The sequence below is a fragment of the Streptomyces sp. DT190 genome (assembly GCF_049846985.1).
GTDB lineage: Bacteria > Actinomycetota > Actinomycetes > Streptomycetales > Streptomycetaceae > Streptomyces.
The window spans coordinates 1-13,569 of record NZ_JBNCNM010000016.1; the positions used below are offsets into that span (position 1 = coordinate 1).

General features: G+C 71.2%; 12 protein-coding genes. 2 read left to right on the top strand and 10 right to left on the bottom strand.

The window, feature by feature from the left end:
• A partial coding sequence (locus tag ACPXCS_RS25785; protein ID WP_425951198.1) for a hypothetical protein occupies positions 1-203 on the bottom strand: 203 nt, incomplete at its 3' end.
• A gap of 339 nt (positions 204-542) precedes the next feature.
• Between ACPXCS_RS25785 and ACPXCS_RS25790 the strand changes: the two genes are divergently transcribed.
• The gene (locus ACPXCS_RS25790; RefSeq protein WP_425951197.1) at positions 543-1,451 is read left to right on the top strand and encodes an LLM class flavin-dependent oxidoreductase; all 909 of its coding nucleotides are present in this window, start codon (positions 543-545) and stop codon (positions 1,449-1,451) included.
• Positions 1,452-1,561: 110 nt separating this feature from the next.
• Here the strand turns inward: ACPXCS_RS25790 and ACPXCS_RS25795 are convergent, their stop codons facing one another.
• Complete coding sequence (locus ACPXCS_RS25795; RefSeq protein WP_425951196.1) at positions 1,562-3,187, bottom strand: FAD-binding protein; 1,626 nt, start codon at positions 3,185-3,187, stop codon at positions 1,562-1,564.
• Positions 3,188-3,627: 440 nt separating this feature from the next.
• Between ACPXCS_RS25795 and ACPXCS_RS25800 the strand changes: the two genes are divergently transcribed.
• Positions 3,628-4,563, top strand: a complete 936-nt coding sequence (locus ACPXCS_RS25800) for an oxygenase MpaB family protein (protein ID WP_425951195.1) — start codon at positions 3,628-3,630, stop codon at positions 4,561-4,563.
• A gap of 179 nt (positions 4,564-4,742) precedes the next feature.
• Here the strand turns inward: ACPXCS_RS25800 and ACPXCS_RS25805 are convergent, their stop codons facing one another.
• The 8 genes from ACPXCS_RS25805 to ACPXCS_RS25840 form a co-directional block, all read right to left on the bottom strand.
• Positions 4,743-5,771, bottom strand: a complete 1,029-nt coding sequence (locus ACPXCS_RS25805; RefSeq protein WP_425951194.1) for a Gfo/Idh/MocA family protein — start codon at positions 5,769-5,771, stop codon at positions 4,743-4,745.
• A complete protein-coding gene (locus ACPXCS_RS25810) occupies positions 5,768-6,346 on the bottom strand; it encodes a dTDP-4-dehydrorhamnose 3,5-epimerase family protein (protein WP_425951193.1) in 579 nt (192 codons plus the stop codon). The genes ACPXCS_RS25805 and ACPXCS_RS25810 overlap by 4 nt, the downstream gene beginning before the upstream one ends.
• A 45-nt stretch (positions 6,347-6,391) precedes the next feature.
• Complete coding sequence (locus ACPXCS_RS25815) at positions 6,392-7,510, bottom strand: nucleotide disphospho-sugar-binding domain-containing protein (protein WP_425951192.1); 1,119 nt, start codon at positions 7,508-7,510, stop codon at positions 6,392-6,394.
• The gene (locus tag ACPXCS_RS25820; protein WP_425951191.1) at positions 7,507-8,862 is read right to left on the bottom strand and encodes an FAD-dependent oxidoreductase; all 1,356 of its coding nucleotides are present in this window, start codon (positions 8,860-8,862) and stop codon (positions 7,507-7,509) included. The genes ACPXCS_RS25815 and ACPXCS_RS25820 overlap by 4 nt, the downstream gene beginning before the upstream one ends.
• 31 nt (positions 8,863-8,893) lie before the next feature.
• Positions 8,894-9,673, bottom strand: a complete 780-nt coding sequence (locus ACPXCS_RS25825) for an SDR family oxidoreductase (protein ID WP_425951190.1) — start codon at positions 9,671-9,673, stop codon at positions 8,894-8,896.
• Between the two features lie 61 nt (positions 9,674-9,734).
• On the bottom strand, positions 9,735-10,952 hold the full coding sequence (locus ACPXCS_RS25830; RefSeq protein ID WP_425951189.1) for a methyltransferase domain-containing protein: 1,218 nt from the start codon (positions 10,950-10,952) through the stop codon (positions 9,735-9,737).
• Between the two features lie 202 nt (positions 10,953-11,154).
• Positions 11,155-12,735 (bottom strand): MFS transporter, encoded by a 1,581-nt coding sequence (locus ACPXCS_RS25835; protein ID WP_425951188.1) that lies wholly within the window; start codon positions 12,733-12,735, stop codon positions 11,155-11,157.
• Between the two features lie 59 nt (positions 12,736-12,794).
• The gene (locus tag ACPXCS_RS25840; protein WP_425951187.1) at positions 12,795-13,379 is read right to left on the bottom strand and encodes an NADPH-dependent FMN reductase; all 585 of its coding nucleotides are present in this window, start codon (positions 13,377-13,379) and stop codon (positions 12,795-12,797) included.
• Between the last annotated feature and the right edge of the window lie 190 nt (positions 13,380-13,569).

Here is a 13,569-nt window from a genome sequence, read left to right on the forward strand (position 1 = left end):
GCGGGCGCCCTGATCTCGGCCGGGAAGTTCGGCAGGGTCGACAGGTCGTTGCCGAACGACGCGGTCTCCGAGGTGAAACGGTCACCGGTGAGCTGCATACCGTCGCCCGAGTCCCCCGCGAACCTGATGATCACCCGGTCGAGGCGCGTGACCGGCTTCCGCCCCTCGGCGAGGTCGCCGGGGTCCTTCGCTACAACAGTCATGTCGGTTCTGACTCCAGAGTCGTCCTGACCACGAGCACGCGCCGGGCACCCCTGAGCTGGGCGGTCCTGACGCCCCGGCGTCTGCCTGACAACGGCACGAGTGGACTCCATCGCGTGAACACGGGGCAACGCGGTCCTCCGGGCTTCGTCAAGTGTCCGTTCCCGGGGGCGCGCCCCGGTGGCGGGGCAAGCTGACATAGTGCGGGCTGCGTCGCGGTGCGGGACGGCGTGCGTCGCTACGCTGCAACGGCCATCGCCGTGCGGTCAGCTCTCCGAAGGGGTCCGGTGGTCCGTCCCCGGCGGTGGCGTTCCCATTCGTCATGCGACACGGAGGACGTCTTGCCAGCGATCAAAGTCGGCATATCCCTGCCCACCATGGCCGACCTGGCGCCGAAGGGCTTCCCAGGCATAGCGGCCGGCGCCCGGCACGTCGAACAGGCCGGTCTGGATTCCGTGTCGGTGTCCGACTTCATCATGGGCAACGGCGCGCCGGCCCTGGAGGCCACCGTCGCGCTCTCGGCCGCCGCCGCCGTCACCGATCGGGTCGACCTGCGCTTCAGCCTTCTGGTGCTGCCGCTGCGGAACCTCGCCTGGACCGCCGCCCAGATCGGCACGCTGCAGCATCTGTCCGGCAACCGGGTCATCCTCGGTGTCGGCTCGGGCGGAGCTCCCGGGACTCCGTTCTGGCAGGCCGTGGGGGCCACAGCGGAGGGCCGCACCACACGGCTCGTGCGCTCCCTCGAGTTGCTGCCGGGGCTGCTCGCCGGCGAGGAGACGACGCTGCCGGACGGCACCGCCGTGACGCTCGCGCCGGCCGTGCCGGCGCCGCCGGTGCTGGTGGGCGGCAACTCGGACAACGCGATCCGGCGGGCCGCGCTGCACGCGGACGGCTGGCTGCCGTCGATGGCCTCCCCGGCGACCATCGCCCGCGGCGTCGCGAAGCTGCGGGAGGCCGCCGAGGAGGCGGGGCGGCCCGCGCCGACCACCACGGTGTGGCTGCACGCGGGGCTCGGTGACGACGAGTCGGTGCGCTCGGCGCGGGCCGCGTTCGAGAAGAGCCTGGTGGACATGTACGGGCTGACCCCCGAGGAGGCGCTGCTGGTGCCGATCGGCGGCAGCCCCAAGGAGGCCGCGGAGCGGTTCGCCGCGTACGCGGAGGCCGGCGCCGACCATCTCGACCTCCTGGTCGACGGCGGTGACTGGGAGCGGCAGGTGGAGCTCATCGCGGAGGCACGCGCGCTGCTGTGAGGTCCGTTCCGTCCCGGCCGGGGTCGTGACGGCCGGCCGGGACGGACGCGGCGCGGAAGCGGGCTGTGCGACCCGGCCGGTCGCACAGCCCGCTTCGTGTGGCGGGAGGGTCACCTGCCCGGCAGTTCGACGGACTGCCGGTGGCGGAAGACGTTGCGCGGGTCCCAGGCGGCCTTGACCTTCTGCAGCCGCGCGTAGTTGTCCTTGTAGTAGAGCTGGTGCCAGGGGATCCCGGACTTGTTGAACTCGGGGTCGCTGAGGTCGTTGTCCGGGTAGTTGATGTAGCAGCCGTCGGTGACGTCGTTGGGCACGGGGACACCGCCGGTGTCGGCGTACACGTCACGGTAGATGTCGCGCAGCCAGGCGATGTTGGCCTCGTCGTGGTCGGCGCGGTGCCAGTACGACTCGTAGAACATCACCAGGTGCGAGTCGCGGTGCGGCGCCGGGGTGTCGCGCGGGCCCAGCTCGTTGATCCGGCCGCCCGCGGAGGCCAGCACGATGTAGCTGTAGGTGTTGTTGTAGTCCTTGCGGGTCAAGTGCTTGTACAGCGCGTCGATCTGGCGCTGCGGAAAGACGTCCTTGACGAAGGCGGACTTGTGGAAGGTGCGCAGGTTCGGGTTGTTGAGCGTCTCACCGCCGGTGGTGCTGTAGGTGGTGGCCTTCATGAACGGCAGGTTCTGGGAGTCGCGCCAATTCGGCTGGGCGCCCATGGCGTCGCTGAGGAAGTCGACGAAGGCGTCCATCCGCTGCTGGGCGCCGGGCTTGTCGGCGTCGATCTGCGCCACGAGGAAGAGGGTGCCGGCCGACACGTGGTTGAGGAACAGCCAGTGCCCGAGGTCCAGGTACTCCGAGTCGAGGGAGGCGTTGTCCTTGGACCACTGGCCGTACTTGCGCAGCAGGTTGGTGAAGCCGGCCTCGGTGATCTGCTCCCAGGGCCAGGTGACCTGGGTGTAGACGACCCGGGACGGCGGCCGGGGCAGCAGCCGGCCCGGGTCGTTGCCCTTGGCGCCGCGGCTGCGCAGCCAGTACTTGGTGACGATGCCGAAGTTGCCGCCGCCACCGCCGGCGAGCGCCCACAGCAGGTCGCGGTTCGGATCGTTCGGCTCCCGCGTGGCCACGACGGCCCGCACCCGGCCCTTGCGGTCGACCGTGACGACCTCGGCGGCGTACACGTGGTCGATGACGATGCCGTGCGCCCGGGACAGGACCCCGTAACCGCCGCCCGCGAAGTGTCCGCCCGCGCCGACGCTGTGGCAGCCGCCGCCGGGGATCGTCACGCCCCAGCCGTTGTGCAGGGTCTCGTAGATGTCGAGGAGGGTGGCGCCGGGTTCGACGAAGAAGGCACGCCGCCGCTCGTCGTAGCCGACCCGGTTCATCAGCCGCAGGTCGGCGATGATCTGGGCCTCCTTGTTGAAGACGAAGTCCTCGAAGCAGTGGCCGCCGCTGCGCACCACGATCCGCTTGCCGGCCTCGACGGCCTCGCGCACCACCCGGACCACCTGCTGCGTGGTGGCGGGCAGCCGGACGGCCTCGGGGGTGCCGACGAGACGGGCGTTCATGCCCGACACCATGTCGACGTACCGGGGGTCACCGGGTCTGACGGTCGGGATCGCGCCGGAGGCGGTCTCGGGGGCCGCGTGCGCGGGCGACTGCGTACCGAGTGCGGTGACGGTCCCGGAGGTGGCCACAGCGGCGCCCGCTCCGGCCATGAACCGTCGCCTGTTCAACATACTCATGTGCAGCTCCATTCGGCGAGGGCGTCCTTGTGGGTGGGCAAGCGGCCCCAGCGTGCCCACCGCCCGGCAGAGCCGACACAGAAGCCCCACATCTATGTCAAGTAGCCTCTCGGCCGGTCACGTCGAGCTGACGTGGGGCCGGGCCGGGTGACGCACTGTGGACGCGTCGGCCGGCTCGGCGGGTGTACCGACTCACGCCGTCCGGTCACGCCTTCTTTCCTTTTCCGGCTCCGGTGCCGGGGGACGCAGCGCGCCGGTGGCCGACTTGACGCAGTCGCACGCGTCGCGGGGCGGACGGCGCCTCCTTCGGGCATGGTCGTCACGCGGGAGCCGTCGTCCCGCTGCTCCCCCGCCACCGGCACGGGCGCGACGGCCGTACGGCCCGGGCGTCAGCCGAACCGCAGTTTTCCGAGGTGACCGGCGAGAGGAGAGGCCGCACCATGGCCATCGACAGGAACGAACGGTATGCCCGACTCCGGGAGATCCAGGGCATGGACGTCAAGGAGGAGTACAGCCGCATCTGGTGGCTCGACATGGGCTACGAGTTCCCGTGGGACTTCAGCGTCGCGGGCGCGCTGGCGTTCTGCAACAGCGTCGCGCCGCCCCACATGGCCGCGCTCCTGGTGCGCACCGGGGAACTGACCCACAACACGCAGCGGCGCATGGAGCACTTCGCCCTCATCAGCCTGGAGATGGTGCGGCGCGGGTTCAAGGACGAGCGCGGCCGGGCGGCGGTCCGGCAGATGAACCGCATCCACAAGAACGCGGTCCGCCACATCAGCGACGAGAAGACGCAGTGGAGCATCAGCAACGAGGAGTACCTGTTCGTCCTCGCCACCAGCATGCTCGTCCAGATCCGCTGGGTGGACCGGTACGGCTGGCGGCCGCTGACCGACCAGGAGCGGACCGCGGCGTACCTGCACATGCGGGAGCAGGGCGAATTCATGGGCCTGAAGGACATCCCGGGCTCGTACGAGGAGTTCGCCCGGTTCCACGACGAGTACGTGGAGCGGACGTTCGCGTACTCGCCGGAGGCCGTGACGCTGTGGCAGGTGCTGCGGAACACGGTCATCGAGCCCATGGCGGCCTGGCTCCCGAGGCGGCTCCAGCCGCTGGGGCGCAAGGTGGCGGCGGCGGCACTGCCCGCGCTGCTGACCCCGCACATGCGCAAGGCGTTCGGCGTGTCCGAGCCGTCGCGGCTGCTGCGGCTGGCGGTGGACGCCGCGCTCAAGGCCCGGGCGGCCTATGTGCGCCGGCAGCCGCCGCGCGAGGAGGCCGCCTACCCCGATCCGCTGCCCACGCCCAGCTTCCCCACGGGTGAGTTCAAGATGGAGGAGCTGGGTCCCGCGCACACGGCCGGGGGCAACGCCGGCTGAGCGCGCCCCCGCCGGATCCCGACGGCACGGTCGGCCCGTGACCGGCCGCGTCATCCCGCCTCCGGGCCGGCCCGTGACCGGGCCCGCGCGCTCGACCCAGCCGTCCACCTCATGACCGAGCGGCACACGGTCGGACCGTGTGCCGCTCGGTCGTGTGCGCGCCGCCCCCGGCGCGGTGCTCAGTCGCCCGGCACCGGAGTCGGCCCCGGCACCGGGGCCGCCACAGAGGCCGAAGCCGCGCCCGCGCTGTCGAGGATGTCGCGCAGCAGCCGGGCCTGCTCCAGCGCGGCCCGCTCGTGCTCGGTGTCGACGGCACCGCGACGCACCGCCTCGGCGAACGCCGCGACGGTGCCGGCCACCTGGTCCTCGGGCTCCAGCCGCAACTCCCTGCTGCCGGACGAGTCGTCGAGCCGGAGCACGGGGACATGGTCGGCGGACGGGGTGAACGCCATGTCGAGGGTCAGCCGACCGGAGCTGCCGCCGATCTCGTAGGCGCTGCGGTAGGCGTGGTCGAGGCCGTAGGACAGCTGGACGGCGACGCCGTCGCCGGGCCGGCGCAGCAGGGCGGCCCCGGAGGTGTCGACGTCGAAGCCCGCGGCGGCCGTGGTGACGGCGCCCACCACGGTCAGGCCGCTGCCGAGCAGGAACTGGGCGGCACGCACCGGGTAGACGCCGGTGTCCCACAGGGCGCCGCCGCCCAGTTCCGGGCGGTAGCGGATGTCTCCGGCCGGGCGCCGGGGCACGGTGAACGCCGCCTGGAACGAGCGTGGTTCGCCGATGGCGCCCTGCGCGAGAAGCCGGCGCACCCGGGCGTGCTGGCCGTGGTGGACGAACATGACGTTCTCCATCAGGACCAGGCCCCGGCGGCGGGCCAGCGCGAACAGGTCCGCGCTCACCTCCGGGGAGGTGCTCAGCGGCTTCTCGGCCAGCACGTGCTTGCCCGCGCGCAAGGCCGCCTCGACCCACTCGGCGTGCAGGGCGAGCGGCAGCGGGACGTAGACGGCGTCCACGTCACCGTCCCCGATCAGCCGGGCGTAGTCGGGCAGCACCCGCGCGCCGTAGGGTGCGGCGGCCGCCGCGCCGCGGTCCGGGTCCCGGGAGGCGATCGCGGCGACCTCGAAGGCCGCGGAACGGGCGAAGGCCGGCAGCATCCGGCGGCGCGCGATCTCCGCGCTGCCGAGCACACCGACGCGAAGGACATCTGTCACTGCGTCTCCTGGTGCCAGCGGGGCAGCACCCCGGCGGCCAGGGCCTGCGCGAGACCGGGCGCGGCCCTGTCCTTGGGGGACATCAGGGGTTCCTCGGTGAGGTCCCAGGGCAGGGCCAGTTCGGGATCGAAGGGGTCGATGTCGATCTGGGTGCCCGGCTCGTAGACGGTCGACATCACGTAGCAGATGCAGGTGTCGTCGCCGAGGGCCACGAAACCGTGGCCCACACCCTCGGGAATGTAGAGGGAGCGGCCGGAGGACGCGTCGAGGGTGCAGACGTGGTGCCGTCCGAAGGTGGGTGAGCCGATGCGCAGGTCGACGATGATGTCGCGCAGCGCGCCGCGTACGCAGCTGACGTACTTGGCCTGCCCGGGCGGTATGGCCACCGTGTGGATGCCGCGCAGGGTGTTGCGGCGGGACACGGAGTAGCTGATCTGCCGGGGCACGAACGGCTCACCCAGCACCTTCTCGAGTTGGTCGGCGCGCATGCCCTCCCAGAAGGCGCCGCGCTCGTCCGGTAGTTGCTCGGGGGTCACCAGGTACGCCCCGGGGATCGACGTCGCGGCGATACGCACCGCGTTCTCCTCTCCTGTCGCAGGGGCCGGGGCCTGCCGGCCGGTTCAGGCCCGGTCGGCCACCAGGCGCTCCAGGTCGCTGACGATCTCGTGGGCCGGGGGCAGCTGGGCCATCTCCCGGGACACCTCCCGCGCCCGCGCGCGGTACGAGGGATCCTTCAGCAGCAGCTCGCAGGCCGCGTTGATCTCCTCGTAGCCGCCCGACTCGACCAGGGTGGCGGCGCCGTACTCGACGATCCGGCGGGTGGCGGTGGTGGGGTACTCGGGGTGCGCGATCAGCTGCGGGACGCCGGCGTGCAGGGCGGTCATGTCGGTGCCGCCGCCCCCGTGGTGAATGATGACGTCGCAGGTGGGGGCCAGTACGTCGAGCGGCACCCAGCCGACGCGCGCCTCGGGCACCTCGTCACGCAGTTCCGCGGCGACGACCTCGGGGGCGCCCACCACGACCTCGGCGCCGAGCTTGCCGACACTGCGCGCCATGTCGCGCAGCCCCTCGCCGCTGAACAGCCGGGTCCCGGCGGTGATGTAGACGCGGGGGCGGTCGCCCTTGGTGTACATCCACGGCTCCAGCGGCTTCTGGGGGTTGCCCGGGACCCAGCGCATGAGCTTGGCGGGGACCGCGTCGTCGGGCCGCAGGCTGGGCGGACAGACGTCGAGCCACAGGTCGGGATCGGGCAGCTTCTGCAGGCCCAGTTCGGCGAGGACCGGGGCGAGCACGGGTTCGGCGCCCGGGTCGTAGGCACGGGAGTCGATGCGGTCCCATTCCAGGCGCACGCTGGGAATGTTCAGGTGGTCGGCGAGCAGCGGGGCGGTGTAGAACATGCCGCCGCCGACGACGAGGTCGGGGCGCCAGTGGTCGGCCAGGTCGAGCAGGCGATCCAGGCTGTCCACGGCGATCTCGGCGTAGACCCGGCCCACCGCCTTGAGCTGCTCGGCCGGATCCTCCGGCATGGCGCCCATGAAGGCGCTGACCTCCTCCATCGACACCGGGGAGATCTTCACGGCGGGCAGGCCGACGCTGGCGATGTTGGGCAGCACCCAGTCGATGCCGCCCATGAACACCTGGTGTCCGGCATTGCGCACGGCCGTGGCGAGCGGGGTGTGGGAGAAGATCGGGTAAGGGCTGTTTCCGGGGATGAACAGGACCTTCATACGCTGTCTCAACCTGCCTTCGTGAGTACCGCGGCGGCCCGGACTCCCGAGAGCATCGCCGCTTCCGTCGTGGGGGAGTTGAAGTAGTCGCCGGCGAAGACGACCGGAGGCCGCTGCTCCTTCAGGACCGCCACGGAGCGGCGGTAACGGCCCGGTGCGGGGATGGGGAACCCGTAGGGGCGCTCCGCGATCTGGAACGGCTCGGCGCTCTCCACCGGGAACTCCGGCCACAGCGACGTGAGCAGCTTGGTCACCTCTGCGAACTGCTCCTCGGCGGGACGGCCGAGCAGGCGGCGGGTGTTGGCGCGGCCGGGGTAGGTGAACACCAGGAGCTTGTCGACGGGCCGTCCCCGCTCGTCCCGCACCGTGCGCGGGTAGGTGATCATGTTGCGCAGGGGCGGGTCCTCGGGGCCGCCGGCCACGATGTGCGCCTCGGCGGGCAGGGTGCCCTTGTCGACCAGGAACGCGACGGACAGGGCCGGTTCGTACTTCTGCGTCTCCAGGAACCGGCGGGTCTCCTCGCCCACGGCCTGCGCGGGCAGCGCGGCGACGAGCTTGGCCGCGATCGGCGCGGGCGTGGCCACGACGACCTCGTCGAAGGTCTCGGTGACCGGGGTGCCGTCCGGGCCGACGGCGCCGACGACGACGCCGGTGCCGTCCTGCTGGATGCCGGTGACCTCGTGCGACAGCCGCAGCTCGGCTCCCTCGGCGTTCTTCTCGGCGAGGATCTCCATGCCGTTGCGCAGCACGTAGAAGCCGGAGCCGCCCATCCAGGCGAGCAGGGCTCGGGCGTGGACGGCGGAGATCTCCTCGCAGGCGAAGTTCCAGAAGCCCTCGATCTGGGGGCGCAGCAGGAAGTCGAAGCCGCGCTGGGAGACCTTCCGGTAGCCCCAGTCGGCGGCGCTCTGCCCGTCGTCGAACGGGGCCGACTTGACCGGGTCGAACAGGTCGAGCTGCTTCTTGCGGGCGACCTGGGCGAGGGTGGTCAGCAGGAAGGCGACCCGGTCGCGCAGCTTGACGTGCCGGTAGCGGAGCAGGCTGAGCGGGGAGTCGGAGGAGAGCGGCACGGCCTTGCCGTGGTCGGAGATCCAGACGTTGCTGGAGATCCGGATCAGCTCGTCCTCCAGCCCGTACTCCTTGATGAGCTGGGTCATCAGCTTGTAGAAGCTGACGTACATCAGGTTGATACCGACGTCGGGCTCGATCTCCGGGCGGTGCCAGGAGCGGGCCCGGCCGCCGAGTCCGTCCGCCGCCTCGAAGACGACCACCTCGCGGCCGCTGCGCAGCAACTGGCGGGCGGCGGCGCAGCCGGCCATGCCCCCGCCGATCACCGCGGTCCTGGTGCGTTGTGTGCGACTGGTCATCGCTCCACCTCCGTCTGCTGGTCCGACCGGGTCAGTGTTCGACGATCTCGTCGTGCGGCCACTCCAGGCCCTGGCCGAGACCGCCGTCGACGGGCAGGTCGACGCCGGTGGTGAAGGTGGCGTCGAAGGCGAGGAAGAGCACCGCGTCGGCGACCTCCTCAGGGGTGCCGAAGCGCCGCATGGGGGTCAGCTCGACGCCCTCCTTGATGTTGGCGGCGCGCAGTTCGTCGGAGATCTCGGCGATGCCCATCGTGGGGGTGTCGGTGAAGCCGGGGCTGACCGTGTTGACGCGGATGCCACGGGGCAGCAACTCGGAGGCGAAGACCTTGGAGAAGGCGCGGATGGCGGACTTCATGGCGGTGCCGACGCTGGTGGCGACGAAGCCCATGCCGACGGCGACGGCGGTGGTGAAGACGAACGAGCCGTCGTTCTTGACCAGGGGCGCGAGCCGCTGCGCGGTGAAGAAGGCACCCTTGGTGTTGGTGTCGAACATGCGGTCGTAGGTTTCCTCGCTGACCTGGCTGAGGGAACCGAACTTCAGGTAGCCGACGTTGACGAAGACGAAGTCGACCTCGCCCAGTGTCTCCTCGACCGCCGTGCCGAGGGCGTCGATGTCGGACATGCTCGCCGCGTCGGAGCGCAGCACGTGGGCGCGCGGGCCGAGTTCGGCGCGGGCAGCCTCGATGTTCTTCTCGTTGAGACCGGTGAGCAGCACCTCCGCTCCACCGTCGAGGAGCTTCTTCACCACGGCCATGCCGATGCCGTGCGTACCGCCGGTGACCACGGCCTTCTTGCCGGCGTACTTGTTCATGACACCTTCCGGTTGAGGATCGGGGGCCTTCCTGGCCCGTTGTGTGGTCCCTGGCGGGGGATCAGACGACGTGCACGTCGGGCACGTAGCGGATCCACTTGCCGCCCGCGGCCCGGAACTCCCGTTCCTTCGCCAGGATTTCCTCGGCGTGGTTCCAGGCGAAGAGCAGGGCGTAGTCGGGGTAGGGCTGGGAGAACTGCTCGGACGGCCGGATGGGGATGTGCGTGCCCGGGGCGAGCCGGCCCTGCTTGGCGGGGGTGTTGTCGCAGATGAACGGGACCAGGTCGGGGCCGATCCCGCAGTAGTTGAGGACGGTGGCGCTCTTCGCGGTGGCGCCGTAGCCGACCACCGAGTGGCCCTGCTCGCGCAGGTCGGTGAGCAGCCGCACCAGGTCGCGGCAGCTCTCCTTCACGTGCTGGGCGAAGCGGTGGTAGGTCTCCGGCCGGCCCAGGCCCGCCTCGCGCTCACGCTCGATGTGCTCGGTGACGGCCGCGGAGACGGTCCGCCGTCCGGGCCGGGCGATGGTGTACCGCATGGACCCGCCGTGCACGGACAGCGGCTCCACGTCGGCCAGTTCGAGGCCGAAGCGCCGGGCCATGGCCTGTACGGAGCCGACCGAGAAGAGGTAGAAGTGCTCGTCGTAGATCTGGTCGAAGGCGTTCTGCTCGATGATCGAGCCCAGGTAGCGGTCCTCGATGACGAAGACGCCGTCGGGGCCGAGCAGTGCGTCCACGCCCCGGAACACCGAGTCGATGTAGGCGATGTGGCTGACGGTGTTCGCGGAGAAGATCACGTCGGCGGGTCCGTCGGCCGCGGCGATGTCGCGTGCGCTGGAGTCCTGGAAGAAGTCCGTGCGCACCCGCACGCCCGCGGCCTTGGCGAACTCGGCGACCTGCGCGGAGGGGTCGACGCCGAGGTGGCGCACGCCGGCCCGGCCGATCGTCTTCAGCATGGTCCCGTCGTTGGAGCCGATCTCCACCACGAAGGGGTCGTCGACGGCGAGTTCGCCGTCCAGCAGCCGGTGCGCGTACTTCTCGAAGTGCTCGCGCATGACGGCCGAGCCCGCCGAGCGGTACGGGTAGTCCTCGTGGAACATCTTCTCGCGGGGCACCTCTTCGATGAGCTGCACCATGGTGCAGTCGGTGCAGACACCGGCGGCCAGCCGGAAGTAGAACTCGCTGCCCGCCGTCTCCGGCGTCACGAAGGAATCGGAGACGGGCTGCCGGCCGAAGTCGAAGAACTCGTCGACCGGGCCACCGCAGATTCGGCACAAGACCATGGACGGATTCCTTTGCGTGTCGAGGGCGGGAGGTTGGACGCGCCGGGGAACGCGAGCGCACGAGTCCATGCTGTCGACGGCCGGGGAGGGGATCCATGAGCGGGCCACCGCATGTGTCAGGTCAGCGGTATGCCCCGGCGCACGGATACGGCGCGGGCCCTTCGCCGGGGTGGCGAAGGGCCCGCGCCGGGACGTTCGGCGGTCAGGAACCGGCCGGGACGGAATCCTGCCGGGCGGCGGCCGGCTCGTCCTCGGCCGGCGTCGTGCCGCCCACCTTGCGCAGCAGGGTCACCGCCAGCACCGCGGTGACGGCGATGAGCGAGGCGCAGACGACGGCGACGACGTTCATGCCGCCCGTGTACGCCTCGCGCGCCGCGGCCAGCACCTGGTCGCGCAGGTCCGAGGGCAGCTCCTGGGCGGCGACGATCGCGCCTTCCATGCCGCCGCGCACGGCCTGGGCCTGTTCGGCCGGCACGCCCTGCGGGACGGTGATGTCGCCGCGGTAGAGCGCGGTGCCCAGGCTGCCGAACGCCGCGACGCCGAGCGAGACGCCGAACTCGCCGCTCGTCTCGGACAGGGATGCGGCGGAACCGCCCTTCTCCGGCGGGGCGGAGCTGACCACGAGGTTGGTGCCCAGGGCGCCGATCGGTCCCGTACCGAAGAAGGCGATCACGAAGCCGGTGATCAGCAGGGGGAGTCCGCCCACCGGGTCGACGAAGGCGACCAGGAGGTAGCCGACGGTCGTCAGGGTGAGACCACCGCCGATCACCAGGCCCATGGGCAGCCGCTTGGTCAGGCTGGGGGCGATCATCGCCGCCACGATCGAGGCGAGCGCCGACGGCACCATCCACAGGCCGGCGGCGGTGGGCGACAGGCCCTCGACCATCTGCAGGAAGCCGGTGATGAACAGGTAGCTGCCGCCCATGGTGGCCATCGCCAGCATCAGCACGAGCAGCGCCGAGGTGAAGGCGCCGGAGCGGAACAGGCGCAGGTCGAGCAGCGGGTGCGTCAGCCGGGTCTGGCGGCGGACGAAGACCACGCCGACGGCCAGGCCGGCCGCGATCACCAGCAGGGGCAGCGGCCGCCAGCCGTAGCGGGCGATCTCCTTGAGGCCGAAGATGACCGGCAGGATGGTGCCCAGTGAGAGCGCGACGCTGAACAGGTCGAGCCGACCGCCGTCGGGGTCACGGTACTCGGGGAGCAGGACGGGACCCGCGATCAGCAGGATGATCATGACCGGAACGCCGAGCAGGAAGACCGAACCCCACCAGAAGTAGTCGAGCATCACGCCGCCGATCATGGGGCCGAGCGCCGTGCCCGCCATGAAGCAGCTGGCCCACACCGCGATGGCACGGCCGCGTTGCCCCGGGTCCTGGAACATGTTGCTGATCAGCGCCAGCGTGGAGGGCATCAGGGTGGCCGCGGCGACACCGAGCAGCGCCCGGGTGGCGATCAGCATCTCGGCGCTGGTGGAGTAGGCCGCCAGCAGTGAGGTGGCGCCGACGAAGGTGGCGCCGAACAGCAGCAGCCTGCGCCGGCCGATCCGGTCGCCGAGCGTACCCATGGTGACCAGGAAACCGGCGATCATGAAGCCGTAGATGTCCATGATCCACAGCGTCTGGGTGCCGGTGGGGTTCAGGGACTCCGCCAGGTGCGGAAGCGCGAGGAACAGCACGCTCTGATCGAGCGCCAGCAGCAGCGTGGGCAGGGCGAGCACGGCGAGACCGAGCCACTCACGGGTCCCTGCCTTCACCGGCGTCGCCGGGGAGACATGAGATGACATGGGTGTCCTTCCAGGGTCGGGGACGGTGTGGTGCGGACCACGGGAACGGGGCGGGAGCGTCAGCCGGGGTAGGGCCGTACGGCCCGCGCGTCGCGCAGGGTGCGTCCCCACCAGGTCAGCTGGTCGAGCATCGTCTTGGCGGCGGCCTCGCACTCCGTGGCGTTCATCAGCCGGCCCTGCTCGTCGAAGCGGTTCCAGTACTCGGGGAAGGCGACGGAGTCGCGGACCGTCACGGCGTGCATACCGGGGAGAATCTCGCGCAGATGGGCGACGGCGCGCAGCCCGCCGGCGATGCCGCCGTAGGAGACGAACGCGACCGGCTTGGCCTTCCACTCGTCGACGTACCAGTCGATGGCGTTCTTGAGGGAGGCGGGGAAGCTGTGGTTGTACTCCGGCGTCACGATGATGAACGCGTCGGCGCGGGCCAGCCAGGGCGCCAGGTCCTGGACGGCGGGCGGCCGCTCCGCGTTTTCGTCCGCCGGCAGCACGTCGGGCAGCCACACCTTCGCCAGGTCGATCACATCGACGGCGAGATCCTCGCGCTTGGCCGCCTCGTCCGCGATCCACCGGGCCGCCGTGGGCCCGAATCGGCCGTTACGGATGCTGCCGATGATGACGGACACCCGCAGTTTCGGCTCAGACATGGTTCCCCTCCGTGGGCTCGGGTCCTCGGCTCCCACGGTGCCCGGCGCCGCTCCCGGCCCGCTCCCGGTCCGCTCTCGGCCCCTCTCGGCCTCCTCGGCCGGCGCCTCTCGGCCGGCGCGCTCGGTCCTCTCGGCCGGCGTCCCTCGGCCGGCGCCGCCCAGTCACTTCCGGCCGGTCGTCCCCGATCGC

What these genes read in the sequence shown, in the direction of transcription:
- ACPXCS_RS25840 (WP_425951187.1), bottom strand. Translation starts at nt 13,379, where the DNA reads ATGTCTGAGCCGAAACTGCGGGTGTCCGTCATCATCGGCAGCATCCGT.
- ACPXCS_RS25820 (WP_425951191.1), bottom strand. Translation starts at nt 8,862, where the DNA reads ATGACCAGTCGCACACAACGCACCAGGACCGCGGTGATCGGCGGGGGC.
- ACPXCS_RS25795 (WP_425951196.1), bottom strand. Translation starts at nt 3,187, where the DNA reads ATGAGTATGTTGAACAGGCGACGGTTCATGGCCGGAGCGGGCGCCGCT.
- ACPXCS_RS25830 (WP_425951189.1), bottom strand. Translation starts at nt 10,952, where the DNA reads ATGGTCTTGTGCCGAATCTGCGGTGGCCCGGTCGACGAGTTCTTCGAC.
- ACPXCS_RS25835 (WP_425951188.1), bottom strand. Translation starts at nt 12,735, where the DNA reads ATGTCATCTCATGTCTCCCCGGCGACGCCGGTGAAGGCAGGGACCCGT.
- ACPXCS_RS25825 (WP_425951190.1), bottom strand. Translation starts at nt 9,673, where the DNA reads ATGAACAAGTACGCCGGCAAGAAGGCCGTGGTCACCGGCGGTACGCAC.
- ACPXCS_RS25800 (WP_425951195.1), top strand. Translation starts at nt 3,628, where the DNA reads ATGGCCATCGACAGGAACGAACGGTATGCCCGACTCCGGGAGATCCAG.